The sequence below is a fragment of the Porphyromonas circumdentaria genome (assembly GCF_900167105.1).
GTDB classification, from domain to species: Bacteria; Bacteroidota; Bacteroidia; order Bacteroidales; family Porphyromonadaceae; genus Porphyromonas; species Porphyromonas circumdentaria.
This window is the reverse complement of record NZ_FUXE01000002.1, coordinates 35,872-61,076: the sequence shown is the minus strand read 5'-3', so window position 1 is coordinate 61,076 and position 25,205 is coordinate 35,872. Positions and strand designations below refer to the sequence as shown.

Genomic DNA, 25,205 nt, shown 5'->3' with positions numbered 1-25,205 from the left:
ATGAACTCCCATATAGCTATTGGCGAGGGAGCCCTGAATAAAGAAGCCCTTATGACTCTTAAGTCTGAGGGCTTCGATCGTATGCTTCTTTTGGAAGATGCCGATATGGCTCTTGTAGCAGGCTCTCTTTTAGTACCCATCTATGAAGAGATTACTCCTGAAAACAGGTTGCGTATATCGGCGGGAGAGGAGCATAAGAACTTTGCCTCTTTGATGCAGATTTTGGACTGGTTAATAGAACGCAAAGCTACTCGGCATTCTTTACTACTTGTCGCTGGTGGCGGAGCATTGCTTGATATGGGAGGTTTTGCCGCTGCAATTTATAAAAGGGGAGTGCATACGACCTACATCCCTACTACACTCATGGCTATGGTAGATGCCTCTGTGGGGGGGAAAACAGCTATCGATTATAAAGGAATCAAAAACCTCATTGGAGCCTTTGCTCTACCGCATACTATTATCATAGACCCTCTTTTCCTACAAACCCTTGATATGTATGAAATCGTTGCGGGGTATTGGGAGTTGGTCAAGCATGCTCTTCTTTCGGGAAAGGACGTGTGGAAGGCAACCATTTCCTTTGACCCTACGGAAAGAGGTAAAATATGGAGCCCGATAATAAGGGAGAGTGTGAAGATAAAAGAGCAGTATGTGTGTGCTGATTTACGAGATAAGGGTATCCGCCAATATCTTAACCTGGGGCATACGATAGGGCATGCCGTGGAGGCATTTTCTCATAAGGTAGCTTGTAAAGGGAGTAAACCTCTACGGCATGGAGAGGCCGTGCTTATAGGTTTAATTTGTGAACTCTATATCTCTCATATTCGCTACTCTTTTCCTATGAATTATATACGTAGTTTGATTGCTTTAGCCAAAGAGATACAGTCGCCTTATCTTTTCTCTTGTAAACAGTATAGTGCGATCATTGAATATATGTATGCAGATAAGAAAAACAGGGGGGAGAGTATTGCTGTAATAGGGCTAAAAGACTTAGGAGAACCTGTGAAATTAGAGGTGTCGGAGGAGGAAATCAAAGAATCTTTCGATTTTTATAGAGAAATATTTGGTCAGTAAGCGAATAACGACTACCTTTGTCGTCGCAATTCGGGATGTAGCTCAGTCCGGTTAGAGTACGCGTCTGGGGGGCGTGTGGTCGCTAGTTCGAATCTAGTCATCCCGACTATTTGAGAGTAGGTACACTTTTTCATTATAGAGTGTACCTACTTTTTTATTGTAGAGAGGGGAGAATACAAAAAAGAGCCTTCTTGAAATCTTTGCATAATACCGCATCTCTGCTGCGTTTTTTAAGACATGGGTTGGGGTATATACGCTGCGCTCCTGCCATTGTCCTTGCTCTAAGAGACATGTTTCTAAAGCATTCTACAAAATTCCCTTGAGAAGACTCTTTACTTGATACCGAAAAGAAGTTTATACGGGCTACTTTCGTTTCAAGAGCTTAGAGCAGATTAGATGCTACTTCGCTCAACTCGCTACGTTCTCCCTTGATAAGATTGACGTGAGCAAATAGTTTTTGTCCTTTCATTTTATCAATCATGTAGGCGAGCCCGTTACTTTCGGCATCTAAATAGGGAGAGTCTATCTGCTCTACGTCTCCCGTGAAGATAATCTTTGTACCTTCTCCTGCCCGAGTAATAATTGTTTTTACTTCGTGAGGCGTTAGATTTTGCGCTTCGTCTACGATAACCAAGACTTCCGAGAGGCTTCTACCACGGATATAGGCCAGTGCTTCAATAACCAATCGTTCATCTCTCTGTAGATCTTCTAATTTACGATCTTCGCTTCCCCCTCTTTTGTGGAGACTTTTGATAAAGCTAAGGTTGTCGAATAGAGGTTGCATATAGGGTGTAATCTTCTGTTTCTCGTCCCCAGGAAGGAATCCTAAGTCTTTATTGGCCAGTGCCACGATGGGGCGAGCCATAAGGATTTGTCGATAATCTTCTGAGAGACTGAGAGCCGCAGCTAAGGCTAAGAGTGTTTTCCCAGTACCAGCTTTTCCTGTTATCCCGATGAGCTTGATATTAGGGTCTGTGATAACATCAAAGGCAAATGCTTGTTCAGAGTTGCGAGGGGTTATTCCCGATAGAGTTTGCTTGTTTATTTTGGCGATTTTTTGGGTGAAAGGGTTGTAGCGTACCATAACACTATTGCGTTCACTCTTCAGTATAAAGCATTGGTTAGGCTCAATTTCTTCGTGGAAGGGTAGTTCTTCCCAATCAATTCCATGAGGATCGGAGTAAATTTTGTCTATTAAGTCTCCGTCTACTCCCTCAAACTCTTCGTGTGCTTTATCAAATAGTTTAGAGGTCGAAACTTTGTCGTTAATGTAATCTTCTGCCCGTAGTCCCAGAGCTTTTGCTTTCATCCTAAGGTTGACATCTTTCGTTACCAAAATTACGGGTTCTGTGGGGAGTTCGTTTTTCAAGGAGAGGGCTACTGAAAGTATCTTATGATCTGCAATACGTTCAGAAAAAGCCTGACACACCAACGGGTGAGATAAACCATCTATTTTGATGAACAGACGCCCCATTTCTTCGCCTAAAGGAATCCCTTGAGTAAATATCTCTTGCTTACCGCGTTCGTCCAGTAATCTTACGAAAGAGCGGGCATTATAGTTAATTTGCTCTCCTCCCTTTTTGAATTGATCTATTTCCTCTAATACTGTTATAGGGATGTAAATATCATTTTCTTCAAATTTATCGAGACACTCATAATCGTGTAGTAGGACATTTGTATCTAACACAAAGTTTTTTTTGATACTTCCTTTTTTCTTTTGATTCATAGCTAAATGGGTTTTATTATTGAATTATTAAGATGCAATGTAGTGAATGTTTTTTTACCCTTGTCTCTATGCTTTGGGAATGGCTCCCTGCTGGAGTTTGTACAGCCACCATGCAAAAGATAGGCCATTTATGGTCGTTGGGTGCCAAGGGATATTCTTTTTTACTTCTTGTTGTAAAGCTCCCCCCATTAAGAATCGAAAACCCAAGTCATCATGTCTCGAGAAATACCTCTTACGCTTGGAGAGTTGATATAAAATAAAAGAGCGTAATAGCTGTTTGAAGCGAAAACGAGGAGAGCGAGAAAGGGCATATTCTGAGCCATCGTCTGGAAAGGATATTCGGTGTCGGCGGAAATAATCGTCCGAGAGAGACTCATAAATGCGTTTCCCTACTCGGAAATCGGGATGGAGGCTTGCCGCAAAATCAATGAGTTCTCGATCTAAAAAAGGCATCCATACGTTCGAGCCGTGATAGGACCATGCTCGAGATGAGTTGATAAGGTATTTTGATGAAAGCTCTAAGGTGCGAAAACACTCCAATTTCTGACGTATGGAAAGTTCTTTAGGATAGTGGGCAAGGATGTTTTTGTGTATCTCTACCATTTTACCCACCTCTTGTTGTGAGAGTACTCGATTTCCTCCCTCATAAAAGGTTAGGAGATAGGCGTTGAAGTCATCGTATTGTTCCCCCTCTACCCATCGTTGATGTATTTTCAATCCACATAGCGTATCTCCGTTATGTCCTGGGAGGACGTAAGGTTGTTCCCCATTGAACCACTGCGATACTTCTCGGGAGGGGTTGTATTCGGCAAAGAAGTAGCACGAAGAGAGTCCGCTTAAATGTCGAAAGAAGCGCAATACTTCCTCATCTTGAGTATATCCTTTGCGGGTATATCCAGAGGGTATTGTGCAGACGAAGCGATGTTCTAAGCCTAAACGCCGAGCTATCTCGGCTGCTTTTTTTACTTCTGAGGTTTTTGCCGTACGTCCATAAGTCATCGTTATGGCAGGAGAAATATTTCTTTCCTTCAACGCAATGGCTATAAGGCGTGAGTCTCGTCCTCCCGAAAGAGGCAACACTACGGGAGCTACCCCTATAACCCTTTTCATACGGTCAAAGGCTTTTTCTAAATGCTCTTCGAATCCTTTTTTAGCTTCTTCAAAGGAGAGCCCTGCTATCTCTTCTTTTATTTTAGGTGTTTGAGCGTAAGGAATTATTGTTGCGTCGTAGCCCTCTTCCACATATAGTACGCATCCCGATGGAATACGTTTGATACTTGGGTGCAGGGTATGCTCCTCGGGAGTAAACCCCCATTGAGAAAAAAAGAGAAGTGGCTCTTCCTCTATCTCAAAACGTTCCTCTCCCTCTTTTAACAGGTCGAATCCATTATCGCTGATAAGCACGCTCTCTCCCTCTAAACGATAAAAGAGCGGGTGTGTGGAACGATGGTCTACACCCATATATAGGGCTGTTGTTTTTCCCTCCTTTTGAGCGACCTGACAGGTACACCAGGAGCCATTGAGCGCATCTGCTCGCTGTATAAAATCTTTCACGCCTCTCAGCTCTGAAAAGTAAGAGTTCAAATCGCCCTCTTTCAGTAGGTTGTCCTGTGCATCAAAGGCTATTCCTTTGGAGTAGGGTACAGTGTCAGTTGTTTTTTTGAATAGTACGTTCATATATTGCCACTAAGCGTAGTAAATAAAGTAAGTATCCTATCTGCACAAAAGCCATGCAGGTATAGAAAAAGGGGATAAAGCGTTCGAAAGAGAAGCAATAAAATCCCAAAAGGATAGCGGTCGTGTAGAGAGCCAGCATGATTATTTGGCTCCACATATTACTCCTTTGAAACCCTAAAATATCGGGTATAACATTCAATATAGCGGCAGCAAAGTTGGGAATCAGCATCGGGAGCATCCAACGAATTATGTAGGCAGAAACGAGCCATTTGTTCCCCACAAAAAAGAGGACAAGATACTCCATACCCCAGGCTAAGGCAAGAGCCAAAGGAATACCAAGGATAAACGTAATGAGGAGTAGACGGCGTACAGTCGGAGCAATGCTCTGTGCGTTGTGTACAGTTTCGCTCAGTCGTTGAAAGTAAACTTTTCCGAGGTTTTCCCCGATAATATTAAGCGGTCGGCGAGCCAACATGATAGACATGGTCAAAAAGCCTACTTCTGCCATCCCAAAACGCAGAGGAAGTAAGAGGATAAGCAAGCTCCCCAAAAGGGTATCAATCAGTGCTTGGGGCAGAGAATATCGAGGGAAGTTCCGATACTTACGGGCGATAGCAAGAGATGCAGACAGGGGCGATACGGGGCGTCGGAAAACTTTTTTTATAAAAGGGATATAAGAGAAAAAAGCCAGAAATATAGCCGTTATGGAGGAGGATATAAGTCCTATAACAGAGGGGTGAAAGCTACCCCAAACTACCTTTAGCAGGTTATTACCGACACCGTTTATAGATTGAGCCAAGGAGAGACGGTTAAAACTTTTGTTTCTCAATGCCATTGAGGAGATGTGGGCATACAAAGATGTGAAAAGAACAAATAGAGGAAGAAGCAGAATGTATACCCCTAAAGTTTGCTCTGGAATGAGTAAATAAATAAGCAAGGAGCCAAGAAACAAGACAGCGGAGAGTAGAGTACTAAGACGTATACCGCAGATATAGAGATCGTATGCTTCTTGTTCCGAGGGGGCAATGACGATAGCCTGCTCGTAGCGACCTGTTGTAGCGATTGATAGGATTCCGCCCCAACTTAGAAAAGAGCCTAAGACTCCCATCATCTCTTCATTGTATTGCCTCCCTACAATCATCAAAAGTAGAAGAGCTACCACTTGTCCCAAAGCACCCGAGGCTACAAGCTTTAGTGCATTATAGGCAATGAGACTACTATTCTTCATTTTTTTATTGATTCGTCTAAGGCAAAGAGATAAATCTTTCTGCTTTATCAAAGGTAGTAAAAAGCTGTTTTCCCAATTACGATATATTCAAAAAAGAGACCCAGCAAGAGTTTCTAAAAAGAATACCTCTGAAAGAGATTGGGAAATCTTCTATCAAAAAAGTAGATAGTGGTTGGGAAATGTGTGTAACCTCCATGTTCCTATTTTTAGTGTTGGAGGTTAAAATGAGAAAACAGAAATTTTCATAAGAGAACTTTTCCCTATGTAGCTACCCTTTTTCTGCTTTTATACTACTAACTTTCTTCTTTTAGAGTGTGCAATTCTTTATATTAAGATTGAATATATGTATATGCAACTTGAATATATATAAACCCAATCTAAATATATATATACGTAGGTTGAAAATAGAGAATTGCGGGTGGAGAAATAAACTTTTGCACCTATAGAGAATACTTTTTGAAGAAGTGCAATCGAGTTATTTCTTCTTCTTACAGAGATGAGAGAGCAAAAGTCAATAGATAGGATAAACTTTCGGGAAGGCGAAGCGCATCAACAGAAAGGAAAGAAGTCATCGGCGTGTGAAGTGCAACCTTTGAAATATGTACTCCATATACTAAGGAGGGACCAATCTGCCATGAATAAGGTATCCTTCGTGAGAAATGGTAAATACATTGGGAAGCTGCAGATCGGATAATGTGGCAGAACTCTAAAAGTAGAAAACTTGGCTTACCCATTTCTTTGATACACTCTCCAAAGAAGTACTTATTACTCAGGCTTTTTTTGCTCTAACGGTAAAATCTCTTTTTTGTAAAGAGTATAGTTTCAATGTAATAGTTTCGTACTTTTGTGGAAAGATAATGGACGAATTGCAAAAAGAGCAGCATGAAAATAACTCTTCTGTCGGGTCTCAAGTGACGGAAGAGGTTTCCTTGTCGACAAATGGTAGGGAAGAAAAGCCCATTAGAGGGCGTGTAGGTACTAAGATACGTCGGTGGCTTTTAGGCCTTCTTTTAGCCCCGATTCTTTTAATCGTATTACTTATTGTACTTCTCTATATTCCTCCTATCCAAAGGTTTGTTGTGGGGATAGTAGAAGAGAAAGTCGAGAGTGCTACGGGAATGGATTTAGAGATTGGAGCTTTGCGCCTAAAGTTTCCGCTCAATCTTTCTCTTAAGTCAATTCAAGTAGTAACCGCAGAGGGCGATACATTACTACGCTTGGGGCATTTAGAAACTTCTGTTCCTCTTATGCCTCTGTTTAATGGGCAGATTGAGACCCGATACTTGGCGGTTAGAGATGTGAGGGTTTTCTTCCCAGACTCTGCCCGCACCACGATTATGAAGGCAGATGCCCGTAATATAGAGGTCGGTCCTCTCTCTGTAAATCTGCGCAAAGAAAATGTAGATGTGGGGGCTCTACTCTTTGAGGAAGGTTCTTTCTCTCTATTTAGTGTGGATACTGTTCCCAATCCCAATCCTGAACCCGTTTTGTGGAAGATAGCAGTAAATAGGGTCGATCTCGTAAAGTCTCGGCTCCATATAGAGATGCCCTTTACCCAACTCTTTGTAGATGCCCAAATTGATAAGGGAGAGGTTGACGAACTTTCATACGATATCGGCACGCTTCGTTTAGAGGGACGTCATGTCTCTCTCAGGGCTTCGGAGGCAAGCTACGCTCAGGACACCATCTATTCTACGGTTCCTTTTGTCGATTATACCCATCTCTATGCGCGGGATTTAGAGATAAAAGGGAGTAAACTCGTACAGCAAAATACTCTTCTAAGAGCGGATATAGAGCATGCCCGTTTTAGAGAGCGTTCGGGAGCAAGTGTAACCGATTTTAGGGGTGCGTTTTTTATGGAGGATGGCTTGATAGAGTTAGAAGACTTCTCTCTGCTCACTCCCTACACACGTGCTTCGGGTTCTTTTCGGCTTCCCTTGAGTATTTTTACTGAGGGAGATGAAACATCGCTCATAAAAGCACAGTTAAAAGGTTCTCTGGGCTACGAAGATATTTTTTACTTTAGTACGTTCGATATCAGCCAATACATAGGCGGGAAATACCCTATTTTAGATACTCCTATTGATTTTGCAATAGAGGCAGAGGGAACTGTCAAACATCTCGATATCGAAACTTTTGCGCTCTCTTTACCAGAGATAGTAGAGTTGCAGTTAAAGGGACAGGTCGGAGAGTTTTTCGCACCGCAAAAGCTCTTGGCAGATTTAAGTGTCAATGTTAAGGCACAACGAAAAGCCTATCTCTTGTATCCTCTAATGGGTTCGGGGCTAAAGGGGCGTTTTGCTTTCCCAGAAGCGATGAACTTCCAAGGCAAGGTCAATATCTCCAATGGGAGATATGCTTTGAAGAGCCAACTCCAAACCCGCAAGGATGGAAAGATCTCGTTAGATGCTCTCTACTCTTTACCTCAGGAGGCTTACAATATAACGCTCAACTCTACCCAGCTTAACGTTCGTTCTTTCCTCCCAAAGGATTCTATTGGTACGGTTAGTATGGCTCTTAAGATGCAGGGGGCAGGATTTGATGTAATGAGTCCGAAGACCTTTGCCAGTGCCGATTTAGATGTATACCAATTGAACTATAATGGGGTGATTTTAAGCGATATAACACTCGATTTATCCCTAAAGTCAGGAGCTTTGGCTCTCAAGATGGATAGTCATAATCCAGGGGCTTCTGTTGTTATGAACCTTGATGCTCTACTACAAGATGCTCTTTTGAAAGGAGATTTGGATGTCCACTTAGATACCTTGTCTTTAGCCCGTCTTGGCTTTGTAGCAGATACTCTCGATTTAGGAGGGCATTTTTGTGGAACTTTCTCGACAGACTGGAAAACCTCTCACTCTCTTCTTTTGGAGGTGAACGATATTTTCCTGAAGATGCCCAACACCTTCTACTCTTACGACTCTTTAGCTTTACGTGCACGTACTACTCCAGATACGGTCTTGGCTACACTCTCTGCAGGAGACCTATTCTTCGACGCCTATATTGGCGGAGGTATAGACTCCATTGCGGCAACGGCGAGCAGGATATCGGAGCTTACTCCCTCTTTACAGGTCGATTCTTTACTTCCCTCTACGGTAGCTACGATGCTTGATGCATTGCCGCCTATTGGTTTGGATATTTACTTCCACAAAGACAATCCTTTGAAAGAGATCTTGGCTCCCTATAAAATGTCGATTGATAGAGGGGAAATACTTTTCTCCAACGTCAGAAATCGAGGGCTTGACTTAGAAGCCAATATCTATAACTTTAGGCATGATACGCTGAAAATAGACCAGCTATATGCCAGTATCAGTACGGAAAAAGGGATAGAACGTACCTCTCTTTCCGAGGCCGTGTATGACGCTTTGAGTGGTTTTACTTGGCCCGATACGCAGCCCATACGTGCTGTAAAGAGACCCGGAGAGGGGGAATTGCTTGACAAATACCTTCGTGCCGATATACGTGCCAATAAGAAAAGATATAGAAATCAAGAACCATTCAATTTTTATCTGAGAGCTCTAAGTGACTTCCGTACAGTAGATATTACTACCCATCTATTGCAAGAGGGAGAGGAGGCTTATTCTCTGGAAGCAATTCTTTTCAAAAATGCTTCGGGTTATGGTTTGACATTCAAGGACACTCCCATTATAGTCGCGGGTTATCAACTTAATCCTAACCCTCATAATGCGCTCTTTTTCAATCCAACCCAGAAGGAGCTATGGGCCAATCTAACCCTTACCAGTTTGCAAGATGCCAAGCTCTCTTTACACTCTCTGGAAGATGAAAATGCAAAGAATACCCGCAGGTTAAGCATGAATCTCCAACGCTTGCAACTCTCGGATATAGCCCATCTTTTGGGTAAGACTACGATAGAGGGGTATATGTTTGCCGATTTGAGATTGGAGATAGATCCCACTTACGATTTGCCCCGTGTGGTAGGCGATATCTCGATTAACGACCTTACCTACGATGCCAGTCGTGTTGGTAATATTAGTATTGCTACATTCTACGAACCACGTGATAATAGCAGACATTTTGTAGATGCTTACGTCTCTGTCGATGGTAATTTAGCCCTTGTGGCAGAGGGGCAATACCACTCCGAGGATAAAGAGATGCCCCTGAACCTCAAAGCTCAAATAGAGAACTTCCCTCTCTCCTTAGCGAATCCGTTTATTGGAGCAAACTTGGCCTCCCTGCAGGGAGAGGTTAAGGGTAATCTGTCTGCCAAAGGAACATTTGATAATATCCTGCTTAATGGGGAGCTTATCCCCGAGGGAGCTACTTTCTATTTACCCATGGTGGGGAATACATTTGCCATTACCACCCCTCCTATTCGGTTCTTGGATAGTAAGTTGCTTTTCGATAATTTGCAGTTGAGCAATGCAGATGCCCAGCAGCCTTTTGTTGTCGACGGTTATCTTACCTTGCTGGGACCAGAGGCTTTGACTACAGATTTGAGTGTGAGAGGGCAAGATGTACAGCTTATCAATAGCAAGTATAAGAGAGGACAACTATTATATGGTAAACTGTTAACTTCGGTAGACCTTTCTGTACGTGGCAATGTTATGAAACCTCGCGTAAGAGGAGAGGTAGACATTTTAGGAGGAACCAATGTAACCTACGTATATACACAATCTGCGATTCAAGCTAAAGATAGGCTTTCAGATGTCGTAATGTTTACAGATTTTTCCGATACGCTAGATACTTGGGAGAGACAACGTCACCCCATTTCGTTGGGAGGAATGGATTTAACGCTTCACATCAATGTGGCACCTTCAGTACGCTTGAGTGTTGATTTGTCTCCAGATCACCAAGATTATGTTACAGTGATGGGAGGGGGCGATTTGCACTTTGTGTATCCGCCTTTTGGAGAGATGAGTTTAACGGGTAGGTATAATCTACAAGGCGGGGGAGATGTGCGTTATAACTTCCCAGTTGTAGGGCGTAAAGATTTTGTTATAGACCCTGATAGTTATATCCAGTGGAATGGCAGTGTTACCAATCCCTACATTGATTTTGTGGCCAAACAGAGGGTGCGGGCGAATGTTACAGAGGGAGGTGCTACCCGTAAGGTAAACTTCGACGTAGAGATTGTAGCCAAAGAGACGGTAGACAAGATTGATTTAGGCTTTGATCTCTCGGCTCCAGAGGATCTTTCCCTACAGGGTAAGTTGGCGACGATGAATAAGGAAGAGCGGGGTAAACAGGCTTTGGGCTTGATGCTGACAGGTACTTTCTTGGCTTCCGATGCAACACCTACCAATATGCAAAAGATGCTAAGTGGTTTAGCGGTAAGTGAATTGAATAGTCTTACTGGGAAGTTGCTCCAAGGAACCGATTTAGATCTTGGCATGGAGTTGCACGATGCGGCAGAGTCGGGTAGAGCCTATACAGACTACACTTATAACTTTAGCCGACGTTTCTACAATGATCGCCTGCGTTTCTCTGTTGGGGGACGTGTCGGTACGGGAAACCTCCCGACAAATTATGAGCAAACTTTTATCGATAATCTTTCTCTGGAGTATCAATTAGATCGTTCAGGGCGCCAGTATGTACGTCTGTTCCACAAGAGAAACAATGACCATCTATTAGAGGGGCTTGTAACGGAAACGGGCGTGGGATATGTGCTTCGTAGAAAATTGAACAATCTTTTGGAGCTTTTCAAGAAAGAGGCAAAGAAAAAGAGAGTGGTTAAGTCTATTTCCCCTACAGAACAGAATCAAACAACTTCATCACCCACAGAACAAGTTGACAAAGATGAGCAATAATTGTTGGCATAACTCTTTCAAATTATTATCTATTTGGGGAATTATTTTTCTCCTTATAGGTTGTTCTACAACCGCCAATCTCCCCTCTGGAGAGTATCTCTATATAGGTAGGGGAAAGAACAAGATAATAACCGAGGGAGAATCTAAAGAGACCAAAAAAGCTATTGCCGTGGCAGAGTCTCATCTGAACGTGCCTCCCAATGGCTCTCTATTCGGTAGTTCTCGATACCGACTTCCTATACAGCCAGGGCTATGGGTACATAACTCTTTTGCCCAAGATTCCTCTTGGTGGGGGCGGAAGATTTACAGTATGTTTGGTTCCGAACCAGTCCTTTTGAGTACTGTAAGCCCTACATTGCGTGCGCAGTTGGCAGAAAACTCTCTTAAAGAACATGGCTTTTTTCAAGCCTATGTGACTGATAGTGTCGCTTTCTTAGAAAAAGACTCTCTTAAGGCAAGGGTTTTTTATACCATGAATGTGGGCGAACCTTACCCATACGATTCCATCTCATATCTACCGAAATGGTCTCTCCCCGAGGGCAAGTATTATGATCACGAAAGAGCTTCTTTGCTGAAGGTAGGAGATCAGTTCAATTTAGCAGCTATCGAATTGGATCGTTTTCAGATATCTTCTTACCTAAGAAACCATGGACATTACTATTTCTCTCCAGAGGCCTTAGCCTACGAGGCGGATACAATTGCAAGTCCAGGTAAGGTGCAGATGCGTGTACGCCTGAAAGATGGTATTCGTTCGCGTGCATTAAATCCGTGGAAAATAGGTTCCGTCACGCTTTCTGTTCAGAGAGAAACGGGGGAAGAGTTGAGAGATTCTTTAGTTTTTGAGGGAGTTAAGCTTCGTTATAATGGAACACTCCCTGTGCGAAGGACTGTGTTAAGCCGTCGTATCTTCTTAAAACCTCTTTCCTACTACGCACAAACCAACGAACAAAACACGCTACAAGCTCTAAGTCGCTTGGGGGCATTCTCTTCGACCAATTTGACACTTTTCCCCGTTGATACGGTAAATCATATTCTTAATCTTCACATATCTACCAATGTAGATAAACCATGGGATACTTCTTTGGAGGCTCTTTTCAAATTAAAGAGTAATGCCTTTAGAGGTCCAGGATTGGCTTGGTCGGCTGCGAGAAGAAATGCTTTCGGTGGAGGCGAGCGTCTCTCTATGTCTTTGATAGGATCGTATGAGTGGCAAGATTTCAAGCATATATTCGACTCTCGCTTAGGATTGAATAGTTATGAGCTGGGTATGGACCTCTCTCTTTCGACTCCTTCTATCCTTTTGCCAGGGTTAAGCGACAATCTCTATTCTTTCCCTACCACGACAGACTTTACTCTATCGGCTTCTATGTTGCATAGAGCGCGCTATTTTAGAATGCTCTCTTTAGGATTTTCGGCGACCTATATGTTCAATCGTTGGATGCATCACAAGCATACGATTGTTCCACTTCGCTTGAAGTACAATCTTCTAAGTCATCGTACCGATGAGTTTAACGATATATTGGCCAACAATACGGCTCTTGGGCTTAGTTTTCGTAATCAATTTATACCAGAGGTTGCCTATACCTACACCTTTGATGACATACTTGAAGATAGGGGGTCTCACCACTTATGGATGGAGTACTCTGTCTCTGAAGCTGGTAATTTGATAAACCTTCTATACACTCTCTCGGGTAAACAGTACGATACAACTAAAGAACTCTTTGGTATCCCTTTTGCACAGTACGTAAAGCTTACGGGAGATGTACACTATACCTATCAAATTAATCCAAAGCAGTCTATTGCTGCGAGATTGTCTACGGGTGGTATATTCACCTATGGCAATAGTGTAATAGCTCCCTATAGTGAGCAATTTTATGTGGGAGGAGCCAATAGTGTACGAGCTTTTTCAGTTCGCAGCATAGGACCTGGACGTTATATCCCATCCGAAGGTCGGTATGCTTTTATAGATCAGGTGGGAGAATTTAAGCTTGAGGCCAATCTTGAGTGGCGCTTTCGTTTGTTGGGGAGCTTGCATGGTGCACTCTTTTTAGATGCTGGGAATATATGGCTTTTACGTGAAGATAAGAGCCGTATGGGTGGTGCCCTCTCGGAAATACGTAGCGCATCGGACTTTTTCGATCAGATTGCTTTGGGTACGGGAGTAGGTATTCGTTACGATCTCGGGCTATTAGTGATACGTCTTGATACGGGGATGGGGTTACATTTACCTTACCCAACTTCTCGTAAAGGTTATTACAATATCCCCTCTTTTGGAGATGCATTGAGTTTTCACTTTGCGATAGGTTATCCTTTTTAATAGCTGTATGGCTCCTTTTTTCTCGATTATTCTACCCATTTATAATGTAGAGCTTTTTGTAAAAGAGGCTTTTCTTTCCTTGATACCTCAAGGGATTCCTTTTGAGGAGTATGAAGTGATCCTTATTGATGATGGTTCGCAAGATAGAAGTGTAGCTATCGTTAACGAGTTGCTCCATAAGCTTCCCAATGCTTATTGGATACATCAAGAAAACAAGGGGCTAAGTGAAGCCCGCAATGCAGGGCTGGAAAAGGCACGAGGGGAGTATGTATGGTTTGTCGATTCTGATGATTTTATAGCTCCCAATAGTTTAGCTCTCTTGAAAAAAAAGCTCCTGGAAGAGAAATGTCCAGACATGTTGGCACTCTCGGGAGTAGAGTTTGGGGAGAATGGGCGTAGTCAAATCTCTGTACAGTATGCAGAAAATCAAATCTCTCGCAGTGGCGTGGAGCATTTGGCGGATACGTCTCTCTTTATAGCAGTACATCATTACTTATTTCGACGTTCTTTTTTGGTCCAATACCAGATTAGCTTCTATCCAAGAATTATGCATGAAGATGAGGAGTTCTTGCCTCGGGCTCTTTACAAAGCCTTTAAGATTTCTTACTCTTCCTTTCCTGTTTATCACTACCGAAAGCGTACGGGATCTATAACGATGGTATATAATCCTCAGCGTTGTAGAGATTTGTTAACTGTTGCCGAAAGTCTTTTTTCTTTTTATGAGCAAAGTCCTCATTCAGCCCTTCTTACAAGGGTGGATCACGTAGTAAAGGCTCCTTTTGGGCTTTATCGTAGGTATAACGACAAGAGAGGAGCAATGGAATTTTTCACTACTTTCTTGCAAAACGCAACTTTACGTAGCTATTTAAGGGTAACCTCTAATAGAAAAATTAAACTGCTTTTCAATTTGGCGAGAGTTATGCCCTATTCTTTTGTGTGGAAACTCTTTTTACTACAACAAAAGTCTATGCGTAGAGGTTGATGCTTGCCTCATTGTCAAGTCTTTTCCCATACATCTTATACCTCTTATAGTGTATCTGCTTCCATTTGCAATTCTTGATTCCAAAATAAGCAATACCCTGAAGTAATTATCTCTATTGCTTACTTAAATATTGCTATAGATTAGTAGCAAAATTCATTTTCTCTTAAGCAATTCTTTATTTATAGATTGAATATATATATTCTCAACTTGCATATATGTATTTTTAGATTAGAAATATATATATGCAATCTGTAAATATAAAATTACTCGAGAGTTTACAGGTTTTTGGATAGGTGTAAACTGTTTTTTCTGCGGAACTAAAGTGTTTTATATTGAGAGCTTAAGCAGGGCGTATTGTAATAGCGGTGAGGTTTATCACTGTTTTTGAGTATCGAAAGAAGAGATCTAATCACTTGTATGTTCGTAAGAAGAACTTCTTTCTGTCCAAAGTAATAGCACGCTTTACAGAATGGACTAACTCTCTCTATTGAGAGAAGAGAAAATCCCTTATTTAGAAAGCTTTATACTCTTTTGTGTAAGGAGAAAAAAGAGAAGAAATAAAGCCGAGTAGTTGTTAATCGAAAGAAATGTAGTACCTTTGCCCAGAATTTTGAATGTATAACAATTAAAGATCAGTTTGTATGAACAGTTACGAAACCGTTTTCATCCTTACTCCCGTTTTGTCTGATCTTCAGATGAAGGAAACGGTACAGAAGTTCGTTGATCTGCTCAAGGAACAAGGGGCAGAGATTGTAAACGAAGAGCACTGGGGCTTGAAAAAACTTGCTTACCCCATTGAAAAGAAGACTACAGGTTTTTATCAATTTGTAGAGTTTAATGCAGCTCCCGAGGTAATCAAAAACTTGGAGATTAACTATCGTCGTGATGAACGAGTATTACGCTTCTTGACGATTCGCCAAGACAAGTTTGCTCGCGAGTACGCAGAGAAACGTAGAAGTTTGAAGTCTAACAAAGGCGAATAAAAGAGGATTTTGATTTATGGCAACATACAATAAAAATAGAAGCGATATTCGCTATCTGACTCCAATGTCTGTAGACAATAAGAAGAAAAAATATTGTCGTTTCAAAAAGAGTGGTATTAAATATATCGACTACAAGGATCCTGAATTCCTTAAGAAGTTCCTTAACGAACAGGGGCGTATCCTTCCACGTCGTATCACTGGAACTTCTTTGAAGTTTCAGCGTCGTGTGGCTCGTGCGGTTAAACGCGCACGTCATTTGGCCTTATTGCCTTTCGTAACCGATTTGATGAAATAATAGAGGAGAGATAGACTATGCAAGTTATATTAAAAGAAGATGTGATCAACCTTGGTTTTAAGGATGATATTGTAACAGTTCGCGATGGTTATGGTCGCAACTATCTTATTCCTCGTGGTTTGGCAGTAGTCGCTTCAGAATCTGCTAAGAAGGTTTTGGCAGAAAACCTCCGTCAACGTCAGCACAAACTCGCTGCTATCAAGCAGGCTGCAGAGGATCTTGCTGCAAAGATGGAAGGAGTGAAGCTCTCTCTCTTGGCTAAAACTTCCAAGTTCGGAGTAATCTTTGGTTCCGTTACCTCTATTCAATTGGCAGAGGCTTTGCAAAAAGAGGGTTTTGATATTGACCGTAAGGTAATCTACCTAAAGAGCCCTGTAAAAGAAGTGGGAGAGTACACTTGTCAGTTGCGTCTTCACAGAGATGTGCAGGTAGCTATTCCTTTTGAGGTGCGTTCTGAAAATCATCAAGATGATCTTGAGATGCCTAAGCAGGAAGAAGTTGTAGCTGAGCCTGTGGCAAAACAAGAAGAAGCTTCTGTAGAACCTGCTACAGAGGAGTAATTACAGAGATAAAATTCCTTTTTGTAAAGTAGAATTTTATTGATACTTTCGTAACCGCAGCTCTATCGTTAGGATGGAGTGCGGTTATTTTTATATATAACACTTATTTATAGGGTACCGTTTTAATTCTATTATGTCTCCCTTTCTTTCTTGGCTTCAAGAGGTCTTTTTGGAGCCTTCTGCTACTCAAACTATCATTGTTATTTCTCTTGTTTCTTCTCTGGGCTTGATGCTCTCCAAAGTAGAACTGGGGAAAATATCTTTAGGTATAACTTTCGTTTTCTTTGTAGGTATTTTAGCGGCTCACTTCGGACTATTGGTGGATACTACTATGCTGACTTTTGCACAGAATTTTGGGCTGGTTCTTTTTATCTATGCTCTCGGTGTGCAAGTGGGTCCCTCTTTTATTCCCTCGCTAAGAAAAGGGGGAGTTAAGGATAATCTCTTGTCGCTTCTTTTAGTAGGGATAACACTTGTTCTTTGCTGGGCGATTTATCTTTTTTCAGGCATCTCTATGCCAGAGATTGTAGGTATTATGTCTGGTGCAGTGACTAATACTCCTGTACTGGCGGCTGCTCAGAGTACATTGGCAGGCATAGACCCTGCAAGCACAGCCATGCAGTCCAATATGGCTTTGGCCTGTGCTGTGGCTTATCCCCTTGGTGTGGTAGGAATGATTTTGGCGATGGTAGTTCTTAGAACTATAAAGGATAAACAAAAGAGAACCTCAGAGGAGGCGGAGGGGCACTCACATGTCTCGTTTATTACGGAGTTCGAGGTGTGCAATCCAGCCGTTTTTGGATACACTTTAGAGCTATTAGCTCGACAAGAACCTTTTAGCTTTGTCATAACACGTGTTTGGCGTAGCGGTACCGTTTCTGTACCTACTTCTCAAAGTCGACTCTTAGAGGGAGATCATATCTTAGTCGCTTCCCATGAAGAGGATGTGGCACATCTGGAACGCCTCTTTGGAGCAAAAGTTTCAAAGGATTGGAATAGAGAGGATATTGATTGGGATACTTTGGATAATCGTCTTGTTTCTAAGAGAATTATTATTACCCGAAAGGATATTAATGGCGAAAAGTTAGGAGCTTTACGACTTCGCAATCTCTACGGGGTAAATATCACGCGTATAGATCGTTCGGGTGTAGAACTTCTTCCTACTCCCTCTTTACGCCTGCAGTTAGGAGACCGTTTGACGATTGTCGGGGAGGCTAATGCAATAGAAAATGTAAAAGAACGCCTTGGTAATGAGATTAAGTTGCTCGATGCGCCCAATCTACTCAGTATATTTGTGGGACTGCTATTGGGGTGTGTGGTCGGTGTGATTCCGATTTTTATACCTGGGATATCTATTCCTATTAAGTTAGGGTTGGCGGGAGGTCCTATCGTAGTTGGTATTTTGATGGGAGCTTATGGGCCTCGTTTTCATATCTGTACCTATATAACCAATAGCGCCAGTTTGCTTTTGAGGCAGTTGGGAGTAACGATCTATTTAGCATGCTTGGGTTTATCGAGTGGAGCAAACTTTTTCTCGATTATATTCAGAGGTGATGGATTGTTGTGGATTTTATTAGGCTTTGTAATAACCCTTTTACCTGTTTTGATTGTAGGTTGGTTGGCAGTTCGCTTTTTCAAACGAAGCTATGGAGCTACTTGCGGTATGCTTTGTGGTAGTATGGCCAATCCTATGGCTCTTGACTTTCTTGAGGGAAAGGTGAAAGATGACACCCATAATGTAGTATATGCCACTGTGTATCCTCTCTCCATGTTTGCCCGTATTATTACGGCTCAGATTCTTATCCTTTTGTTTGTGGGATAATCTTAAGGACAGCAAAAAAAGGGTAACTCTATTGTGTAACAGAGTTTTGCTATAATACAGAGAGGTGGGAGGTAATGGTAAAAGTAAGAGACGCGTAATAAAAAAGGGACTTTCCTCTTGCAAGTTTCAAAAAAAGCAGTACCTTTGCATCGTTGTTCAAAAAACAACACACTTTTTAGAGAATAAGTGTCTTGTCGCGTTTAAATGGGCCTATAGCTCAGCTGGTTTAGAGCACCTGCCTTACAAGCAGGGGGTCATAGGTTCGAATCCTATTGGGCCCACTTTTTGAACGCTATTTTTTTTGAAGATGTTAGGGCCTATAGCTCAGCTGGTTTAGAGCACCTGCCTTACAAGCAGGGGGTCATAGGTTCGAATCCTATTGGGCCCACTTAATACGTCGTACGGAGGATAGAGTATTCTATAGGAGATATTCCTTTGGAGTCGGGACAGGCTACTTTCTTTTAGAAGACAGTAGTCTTTTTGTTTGTAAGAGTCTATTCTAAATAACGATGGGTTGGAGCATTCTTATCGCGACTGATTAAGTTAGGTGTGATGGGAAGTTAGGAATACTAATTTTGAGTAACACAAAAGAAAATGAAAACATTTCAATTAGAAGCTGCATCTCGTGCAGATTTGGGAAAGAAGGCTACTAAAGCTCTTCGAAAAGAAGGAATCATTCCAGCAGTAATTTACGGAGGTTCAGAAACACGTCATATTGTTGTAACACAAGATGCTGTTCGTAACCTTATTTATACCCCAGAGATTTATGATATAGATCTTACAGTGGCAGGTCAACAGTGTAAGGCTGTTTTGAAAGATGTTCAATTCCACCCTGTAACAGATGAGATATTGCACTTGGACTTTCTTGAAGTAACAAAAGAAAAGCCCATCGAAATGGAGGTGCCTGTTGTACTTGAAGGTCATGCTGCTGGGGTACGTGCAGGGGGTAAATTGGTTCTTGAAATGAGAAAACTACGAGTTAAGGCTGCTTATGACCAGATTCCTGAGCGTCTCTCTATCAATGTAGAAGATCTTCAGTTAGGAAAAACAATTCAGGTGGGAGCACTGCACTTTGACGGCTTGCAGCTTATGAACGCAAAGAATGCTGTCGTTTGTGCTGTTAAACTTACTCGTGCTGCTCGTGGAGCTATGGCAAAGAAGTAATTTTTGCGATAACATTTGCTATAATACGCTCCTCATCTGTCTTTGGGCTGGTGAGGAGTTTTTTTTATTACTTTGTTAATCGAATAGAGGATTGCAATGAAATTTTTAATTGTTGGCTTGGGAAATATTGGAGTAGAGTACTATGGCACCCGACATAATATAGGCTTTCGTATGATTAATGCCGTGGCAGAAGCTGTTGGAGCCTCTTTTGTCGATTCTCGTTATGGGGCAATTGCTTTGGGGCGTATGAAAAACGCCGAGTTGATTTTACTAAAGCCATCTACCTACATGAATCTGAGCGGAGAGGCTGTGCGCTATTGGATGAAGAAGGAGAATATCCCTCTGGAAAATATTCTTGTCTTGGTAGATGATTTAGCCTTGGATTTTGGTACTATGCGCTTGAAGGCTAAGGGGAGCGATGCGGGACATAATGGCCTCAAGAATATTGCATTGCTACTGAATACAGTACAGTATGCCCGCTTGAGATTTGGCTTAGGCTCCTCTTTTTCTAAGGGCGGGCAAGTAGATTTTGTGTTGGGTAAATTTACTCCCGAGGAGGAAAGCGCGATGCCTCTCTTAATGGAGGAGGCGGTTGCTATAGTAAGAGATTTTTGTCTTATTGGAGTTGATAGGGCTATGAATCTGCATAATAAAAAGGAAAAACTTTCTTGAGTAAAAAGATTCTCTTGGGACCTCGTGAAAAAAGGGATATCCTTTTGTTTTGCCACTTTTCTTTAAAAGAAGAAGTAAAAGAAGGTATTTGTACAGTCTCAAATAGATTCATAATATATAGGTAGTTATGGAGGTACGTATAGATAGTTTTTTATGGGCAGTTCGTATTTTCAAAAGTCGTTCTATTGCCTCAGATGCGTGTAAGAAAGGAAGAGTTACTCTAAACGGACAGCTGGTAAAACCCGCCCGAAGTGTCGTTGTAGGAGATGTTATCGGAGTCCGTAAGGCTCCTATTACCTATACGTTTAAAGTTTTACAAACGGCCAAAAATAGGATGGGGGCTAAGCTTGTACCAGATTTCATCCAAAATATCACTCCCAAGGAAGAGTACGAAGTGTTGGAGTTGAAGAAAATAGCGGGCTTTGTGGATCGATCCAAAGGGGAAGGACGCCCCACGAAGAAAGAGCGCCGTTCCTTGGATGAATGGCATGGTATGAATGACTCTTACGCTCTTTTCGACGATGATTTTTTTGAGTGGGAAGAGGATTGAGATGATCCCTTTTGATGAGGCGTAAAAGTCTCTAATGTCTGGATATTATGGATAGTTGTGTTCTTCCAGATACTGCTATCCATTTTTTTTGTTTGAATCTATTTCGGAATGTTTTCTTAACTCAACTATTGCTCTTATTACACCTCTCTTTATAAAGCGATAAACCCCGAAAAATAACTCTTTAGCAATAACTCATTATGTTGGGAGTATCTTTTTTACTATTTAACTTACTGTTCTTCTACTTTTATTACCTATAACAAGGTATTTTGTCTATCTTTGCGGAGAGTATAGGGAGATTGTGTACTTTCGGAAAGGGAGTATGAGGGAGTTAAAGCTTTTACCCAGTGTTGCTTTTATCTTTTTGGGGATGAGTTTTTTGATTTCCAACCTCTCCTTTATCGTTTGGATGAAGTACTTTTCGAAGAAAGATTTAAGGTATAAAACAAGTATAAACAAAAAGAATCGCTTATGTGGTTATGTAATTCGTCCGTAGGTCGAAAGGTTGTAATGAGTATCACGGGGCTTTCTCTGATTCTCTTTTTGACCTTTCATATGTCCATGAACTTGGCGGCAATTTTCAGCCCAGAGGGTTATAATGCAATTTGTGCATTCCTCGGTGCCAATTGGTATGCTTTAGTTGCTTCTCTTGGGCTCGCTTTTTTGACTGTGGTGCACATTATTTATGCTTTTTGGCTCACAATCCAAAATCGTAAAGCTCGTGGAACCGATCGCTATGGAGTAGTTTCTCGCCCAAAAGGAGTGTTGTGGGCTTCTCAAAACATGCTTCTGTTGGGAGTTATTGTCGTTTTAGGTATTGCTCTTCACCTGTTCCATTTCTGGGCAAAGATGCAGTTAGCTGAGTTAATGCATATACACGACTTGGGAATAGAAGGCGTGAGTGGCCCTACGGATGGAGCAGGGCTTATAGCTTACACTTTTAAGAACCCAGTTTATGTGATTCTTTATCTCATTTGGTTCGTAGCTCTTTGGTTGCATATCAACCATGGCTTTTGGAGTTCTTTTCAGACCCTTGGATGGAATAATCTCAAGTGGCAGAACCGTATTAGAACGATCTCAACTGTTTTTTCTACAATCATTATGTTGGGCTTTACAATTGTGGTTGTCGTTTACTACCTTGCAAGCCTTGGATTTTTCCCTCATCTCAACGTATAAATCAAGTAAGCTATGTCTATATTAGATGCTAAGATACCTCAGGGACCATTGGCAGAAAAATGGACCTCGTATAAGGATCATCAAAAATTAGTAAATCCTGCCAATAAACGTCGTCTTGATGTTGTAGTCGTAGGTACGGGGCTTGCTGGAGCTTCGGCCGCAGCTTCTTTGGGAGAGATGGGCTTTAATGTCCTTAACTTCTGTATTCAAGATTCGCCCCGTCGAGCTCACTCAATTGCAGCTCAAGGGGGGATTAATGCGGCGAAGAATTATCAAAATGATGGAGACTCTGTTTTCCGTCTCTTCTATGATACAATAAAGGGTGGTGATTATCGTGCTCGAGAGGCAAACGTGTATCGTTTGGCCGAGGTAAGTAATGCCATCATAGACCAGTGTGTAGCACAAGGAGTTCCCTTTGCACGTGATTACGGTGGTCTTTTGGACAACCGTTCTTTCGGTGGGGCTCAGGTGTCTCGTACTTTCTACGCCCGAGGTCAAACGGGACAACAATTGCTTTTAGGAGCTTACTCTGCACTTAGCCGTCAGGTAGGTAAGGGAAGTGTTAAGCTTTATACACGCCATGAAATGCTTGATGTTGTCTTGATTGATGGTCGTGCCAGAGGAATTATTGCTCGAGACTTAACAACGGGAGAGATTAAACGCTTTGCAGCACATGCGGTTGTTATTGCTACGGGAGGGTATGGAAACGCCTACTTCCTCTCGACCAATGCTATGGCATCTAACGGTTCTGCAGCTTGGCAATGCTATAAGAAGGGAGCTTATTTTGCTAATCCTTGTATGGCTCAAATCCACCCAACTTGTATACCTAAGCACGGAGATTATCAGTCTAAGTTGACACTCATGAGCGAATCGCTTCGTAATGATGGACGTATCTGGGTGCCTAAAAAGATAGAAGATGCGAAAAAGCTTCAAGCGGGTACCCTAAAGGGCCATCAGATACCCGAGGAGGATAGAGATTACTATTTGGAGCGTCGTTATCCAGCCTTTGGTAACCTTGTGCCTCGAGATGTAGCAAGTCGTGCTGCAAAAGAGCGTTGTGATGCAGGTTTTGGGGTAAACAATACAGGCTTGGCGGTTTTCTTGGATTTTGATGACGCTATCCGTCGTATGGGAAAAGATGTCGTAGAGCAGAAGTATGGTAACCTGTTCCAGATGTATGAAAAGATTACCAACGACAATCCTTACGAAACACCAATGATGATTTATCCTGCGATTCACTACACAATGGGTGGTTTGTGGGTAGATTATGAACTGATGACCACTATACCTGGACTATTTGCTATCGGAGAAGCGAATTTCTCGGATCATGGAGCCAACCGTTTGGGAGCTTCGGCATTGATGCAAGGCTTGGCGGATGGTTACTTCATCTTGCCTTATACGCTTCAGAACTATTTGGCAGATCAAATCCGAGTACCACGCTTTAGTATAGATGCACCCGAGTTTGTCGAGGCGGAAAAACAGCTTCAGAATCGTATAGACCATTTGATGCAGTGCAAGGGCAAGCGTTCTGTAGATAGTTTGCATAAGGAATTGGGTAATATCATGTGGGAATACGTTGGTATGGGACGTGATAAGGCTAATTTGGAAAAAGGTATAGAACTTTTGGCAGAACTCAAGAAAACGTTCTGGAAGGAAGTGTTTATTCCAGGAGAGCCAGGAGAACTCAATCTGGAGTTGGAGAAAGCACTCCGTTTAGCGGACTTTATAGAGATTGGAGAGCTTATGGCACACGATGCTTTGGATCGTGAGGAGAGTTGCGGTGGGCACTTCCGATTGGAACATCAAACCGAAGAGGGAGAAGCTTTGCGTCATGACGATCAATTTGCATATGTTTCCTGTTGGGAATATCAAGGAGACGACAAAGCACCTGTCATGTATAAAGAGCCTCTCGAATATGAATTTACCGAGCGTGCAACACGTAATTACAAGAACTAACATCGTTTCAAAGGAATTATCATGGATAAGAATATAAATATAACCGTACGTGTTTGGCGGCAGAAGGGTCCGAAAGAGAAAGGTCGCTTTGAGACTTATTCACTCAAAGAAGTATCGCAAAGTGCTTCTTTCCTTGAAATGATGGACATTCTGAATGAACAGTTAATTGCCGAGGGGAAAGACCCCGTCGCATATGATCACGATTGTCGTGAGGGTATTTGCGGAATGTGTTCTCTCTATATTAATGGTCATCCTCATGGTCCAGACGATAGCATTACTACTTGTCAGTTGCATATGCGCCGCTTTGACGATGGAGATACTATCACGGTAGAGCCTTGGCGTTCGGCAGGTTTCCCTATTATCCGCGACTTGATGGTAGACCGCTCTGCTTATGATAAGATTATTCAGGCAGGTGGTTATGTGTCGGTTAATACGGGTGGAGTTATTGATGCAAATGCTATCCCTGTCCCCAAAGAGAAGGCAGACGAAGCTATGGATGCCGCTTCTTGCATTGGTTGCGGAGCTTGTGCTGCTGCTTGTAAGAATGGTTCGGCAATGCTGTTTCTCAGTGCTAAAGTGAGCCAGCTGACTCTTTTACCCCAGGGGAAACCTGAGGCTGCAAGACGTGCTAAAGCCATGTTGGCGAAGATGGACGAGTTGGGGTTCGGAAACTGTACGAATACAAGAGCTTGCGAATTGGAGTGTCCTAAGAACGTATCAATTACGCATATAGCTCGTTTGAATAGAGAGTTTATCAAAGCAAAATGTAGAGACTAAGTTTTTGAGAGACTATTTCTTGAGAGATTCTCTCTTCTTTTGGAAAGAATTTTTTCGGAACTGGAATAGTAAAGAGGGTGAAGTGTAATTATCATTTCACCCTCTTTTTGTTTGATTTATAGATATTTTCTTATTGGTGTCCGATGAAAGTCTTGAGGTTATAAAATCAAGGGTGGGCTACTGTATCAGGTAGTCATCCCTTTTTTTGCTACTTTGGAATCACCCAACTAACCATAAACAACAATGGGTAGAAGTAAGCATTTTACGGAGCAGTATCCATCTATACTCTGTTACTCTACCTTTTAGGCAAGTCTTAAGTTCTCCAATGCAGGGTAGTGGCTACCCCAAAAGTGGGTGATTTAGGTTGTTCGTCTCAGAGTTCTGGGTTGTGGTTGCTCTGTTTATTTGCCATTTCTCTCTAAGTGTCTTCTTTACGGCATTTACACACGAGATAAGCATTTCAAAAAGGAGCGTTTCACACGCT

At 42.1% G+C, this 25,205-nt stretch carries 17 protein-coding genes and 3 tRNA genes; 17 read left to right on the top strand and 3 right to left on the bottom strand.

Annotated features, from left to right (window positions below; translation table 11 throughout):
* Together aroB and B5D06_RS01075 are read left to right on the top strand one after the other, a co-directional pair.
* Nucleotides 1-1,071, top strand: a complete 1,071-nt coding sequence (gene aroB, locus B5D06_RS01080) for a 3-dehydroquinate synthase (RefSeq protein ID WP_078736186.1) — start codon at nucleotides 1-3, stop codon at nucleotides 1,069-1,071.
* A 31-nt stretch (nucleotides 1,072-1,102) separates the two neighbouring features.
* Nucleotides 1,103-1,177, top strand: a tRNA-Pro gene (locus tag B5D06_RS01075).
* A gap of 276 nt (nucleotides 1,178-1,453) precedes the next feature.
* On the opposite strand, the gene B5D06_RS01070 is transcribed toward B5D06_RS01075, so the two are convergent.
* From B5D06_RS01070 to B5D06_RS01060, 3 genes are all read right to left on the bottom strand, one after another.
* Nucleotides 1,454-2,797: a PhoH family protein gene (locus tag B5D06_RS01070; protein ID WP_078736185.1), complete on the bottom strand. Its 1,344-nt coding sequence runs from the start codon at nucleotides 2,795-2,797 to the stop codon at nucleotides 1,454-1,456.
* A 66-nt stretch (nucleotides 2,798-2,863) separates the two neighbouring features.
* A complete protein-coding gene (locus B5D06_RS01065) occupies nucleotides 2,864-4,474 on the bottom strand; it encodes an asparagine synthase-related protein (RefSeq protein ID WP_078736184.1) in 1,611 nt (536 codons plus the stop codon).
* On the bottom strand, nucleotides 4,446-5,702 hold the full coding sequence (locus tag B5D06_RS01060; RefSeq protein ID WP_078736183.1) for a lipopolysaccharide biosynthesis protein: 1,257 nt from the start codon (nucleotides 5,700-5,702) through the stop codon (nucleotides 4,446-4,448). Before B5D06_RS01060 ends, B5D06_RS01065 begins: the two co-directional genes overlap by 29 nt.
* An 857-nt stretch (nucleotides 5,703-6,559) precedes the next feature.
* Between B5D06_RS01060 and B5D06_RS01050 the strand changes: the two genes are divergently transcribed.
* The 15 genes from B5D06_RS01050 (at nucleotide 6,560) to B5D06_RS00980 (ending at nucleotide 24,721) form a co-directional block, all read left to right on the top strand.
* Nucleotides 6,560-11,470, top strand: a complete 4,911-nt coding sequence (locus B5D06_RS01050) for a translocation/assembly module TamB domain-containing protein (RefSeq protein ID WP_078736181.1) — start codon at nucleotides 6,560-6,562, stop codon at nucleotides 11,468-11,470.
* The gene (tamL, locus tag B5D06_RS01045) at nucleotides 11,460-13,787 is read left to right on the top strand and encodes a translocation and assembly module lipoprotein TamL (RefSeq protein WP_078736180.1); all 2,328 of its coding nucleotides are present in this window, start codon (nucleotides 11,460-11,462) and stop codon (nucleotides 13,785-13,787) included. The genes B5D06_RS01050 and tamL overlap by 11 nt, the downstream gene beginning before the upstream one ends.
* 7 nt (nucleotides 13,788-13,794) lie before the next feature.
* A complete protein-coding gene (locus tag B5D06_RS01040) occupies nucleotides 13,795-14,769 on the top strand; it encodes a glycosyltransferase family 2 protein (RefSeq protein WP_078736179.1) in 975 nt (324 codons plus the stop codon).
* Between the two features lie 641 nt (nucleotides 14,770-15,410).
* Nucleotides 15,411-15,752 (top strand): 30S ribosomal protein S6, encoded by a 342-nt coding sequence (rpsF, locus tag B5D06_RS01035; RefSeq protein WP_078736178.1) that lies wholly within the window; start codon nucleotides 15,411-15,413, stop codon nucleotides 15,750-15,752.
* 16 nt (nucleotides 15,753-15,768) lie between these two features.
* Nucleotides 15,769-16,047, top strand: a complete 279-nt coding sequence (gene rpsR / locus B5D06_RS01030; RefSeq protein WP_078736177.1) for a 30S ribosomal protein S18 — start codon at nucleotides 15,769-15,771, stop codon at nucleotides 16,045-16,047.
* Nucleotides 16,048-16,064: 17 nt separating this feature from the next.
* Entirely contained in the window at nucleotides 16,065-16,607 is a 543-nt protein-coding gene (gene rplI, locus B5D06_RS01025) for a 50S ribosomal protein L9 (RefSeq protein ID WP_078736176.1), read from the top strand.
* 133 nt (nucleotides 16,608-16,740) lie between these two features.
* Nucleotides 16,741-18,429 (top strand): putative transporter, encoded by a 1,689-nt coding sequence (locus B5D06_RS01020; protein ID WP_078736175.1) that lies wholly within the window; start codon nucleotides 16,741-16,743, stop codon nucleotides 18,427-18,429.
* Between the two features lie 206 nt (nucleotides 18,430-18,635).
* Nucleotides 18,636-18,710 (top strand) — tRNA-Val (locus B5D06_RS01015).
* A gap of 32 nt (nucleotides 18,711-18,742) precedes the next feature.
* A tRNA-Val gene (locus tag B5D06_RS01010) sits at nucleotides 18,743-18,817 on the top strand.
* 206 nt (nucleotides 18,818-19,023) lie between these two features.
* Nucleotides 19,024-19,593, top strand: coding sequence for a 50S ribosomal protein L25/general stress protein Ctc (locus tag B5D06_RS01005; RefSeq protein ID WP_078736174.1), 570 nt, complete (start codon nucleotides 19,024-19,026; stop codon nucleotides 19,591-19,593).
* Between the two features lie 96 nt (nucleotides 19,594-19,689).
* The gene (gene pth / locus B5D06_RS01000; RefSeq protein WP_078736173.1) at nucleotides 19,690-20,265 is read left to right on the top strand and encodes an aminoacyl-tRNA hydrolase; all 576 of its coding nucleotides are present in this window, start codon (nucleotides 19,690-19,692) and stop codon (nucleotides 20,263-20,265) included.
* 127 nt (nucleotides 20,266-20,392) lie between these two features.
* On the top strand, nucleotides 20,393-20,815 hold the full coding sequence (locus tag B5D06_RS00995; protein ID WP_078736172.1) for an RNA-binding S4 domain-containing protein: 423 nt from the start codon (nucleotides 20,393-20,395) through the stop codon (nucleotides 20,813-20,815).
* A 468-nt stretch (nucleotides 20,816-21,283) separates the two neighbouring features.
* Nucleotides 21,284-21,988 carry a succinate dehydrogenase/fumarate reductase cytochrome b subunit gene (locus B5D06_RS00990; RefSeq protein ID WP_078736171.1) on the top strand — a complete coding sequence of 235 codons (705 nt, stop codon included), beginning with the start codon at nucleotides 21,284-21,286 and terminating at the stop codon, nucleotides 21,986-21,988.
* Between the two features lie 12 nt (nucleotides 21,989-22,000).
* Complete coding sequence (locus tag B5D06_RS00985; RefSeq protein WP_078736170.1) at nucleotides 22,001-23,944, top strand: fumarate reductase/succinate dehydrogenase flavoprotein subunit; 1,944 nt, start codon at nucleotides 22,001-22,003, stop codon at nucleotides 23,942-23,944.
* 21 nt (nucleotides 23,945-23,965) lie between these two features.
* Nucleotides 23,966-24,721, top strand: a complete 756-nt coding sequence (locus B5D06_RS00980) for a succinate dehydrogenase/fumarate reductase iron-sulfur subunit (RefSeq protein WP_078736169.1) — start codon at nucleotides 23,966-23,968, stop codon at nucleotides 24,719-24,721.
* Nucleotides 24,722-25,205: the final 484 nt, after the last annotated feature.

Excerpts from the sequence above, each read along its gene's own strand:
- aroB (WP_078736186.1), top strand. The coding sequence starts at position 1 with ATGAACTCCCATATAGCTATTGGCGAGGGAGCCCTGAATAAAGAAGCC.
- B5D06_RS01070 (WP_078736185.1), bottom strand. The coding sequence starts at position 2,797 with ATGAATCAAAAGAAAAAAGGAAGTATCAAAAAAAACTTTGTGTTAGAT.
- B5D06_RS01065 (WP_078736184.1), bottom strand. The coding sequence starts at position 4,474 with ATGAACGTACTATTCAAAAAAACAACTGACACTGTACCCTACTCCAAA.
- B5D06_RS01060 (WP_078736183.1), bottom strand. The coding sequence starts at position 5,702 with ATGAAGAATAGTAGTCTCATTGCCTATAATGCACTAAAGCTTGTAGCC.
- B5D06_RS01050 (WP_078736181.1), top strand. The coding sequence starts at position 6,560 with ATGGACGAATTGCAAAAAGAGCAGCATGAAAATAACTCTTCTGTCGGG.
- tamL (WP_078736180.1), top strand. The coding sequence starts at position 11,460 with ATGAGCAATAATTGTTGGCATAACTCTTTCAAATTATTATCTATTTGG.
- B5D06_RS01040 (WP_078736179.1), top strand. The coding sequence starts at position 13,795 with ATGGCTCCTTTTTTCTCGATTATTCTACCCATTTATAATGTAGAGCTT.
- rpsF (WP_078736178.1), top strand. The coding sequence starts at position 15,411 with ATGAACAGTTACGAAACCGTTTTCATCCTTACTCCCGTTTTGTCTGAT.
- rpsR (WP_078736177.1), top strand. The coding sequence starts at position 15,769 with ATGGCAACATACAATAAAAATAGAAGCGATATTCGCTATCTGACTCCA.
- rplI (WP_078736176.1), top strand. The coding sequence starts at position 16,065 with ATGCAAGTTATATTAAAAGAAGATGTGATCAACCTTGGTTTTAAGGAT.
- B5D06_RS01020 (WP_078736175.1), top strand. The coding sequence starts at position 16,741 with ATGTCTCCCTTTCTTTCTTGGCTTCAAGAGGTCTTTTTGGAGCCTTCT.
- B5D06_RS01005 (WP_078736174.1), top strand. The coding sequence starts at position 19,024 with ATGAAAACATTTCAATTAGAAGCTGCATCTCGTGCAGATTTGGGAAAG.
- pth (WP_078736173.1), top strand. The coding sequence starts at position 19,690 with ATGAAATTTTTAATTGTTGGCTTGGGAAATATTGGAGTAGAGTACTAT.
- B5D06_RS00995 (WP_078736172.1), top strand. The coding sequence starts at position 20,393 with ATGGAGGTACGTATAGATAGTTTTTTATGGGCAGTTCGTATTTTCAAA.
- B5D06_RS00990 (WP_078736171.1), top strand. The coding sequence starts at position 21,284 with ATGTGGTTATGTAATTCGTCCGTAGGTCGAAAGGTTGTAATGAGTATC.
- B5D06_RS00985 (WP_078736170.1), top strand. The coding sequence starts at position 22,001 with ATGTCTATATTAGATGCTAAGATACCTCAGGGACCATTGGCAGAAAAA.
- B5D06_RS00980 (WP_078736169.1), top strand. The coding sequence starts at position 23,966 with ATGGATAAGAATATAAATATAACCGTACGTGTTTGGCGGCAGAAGGGT.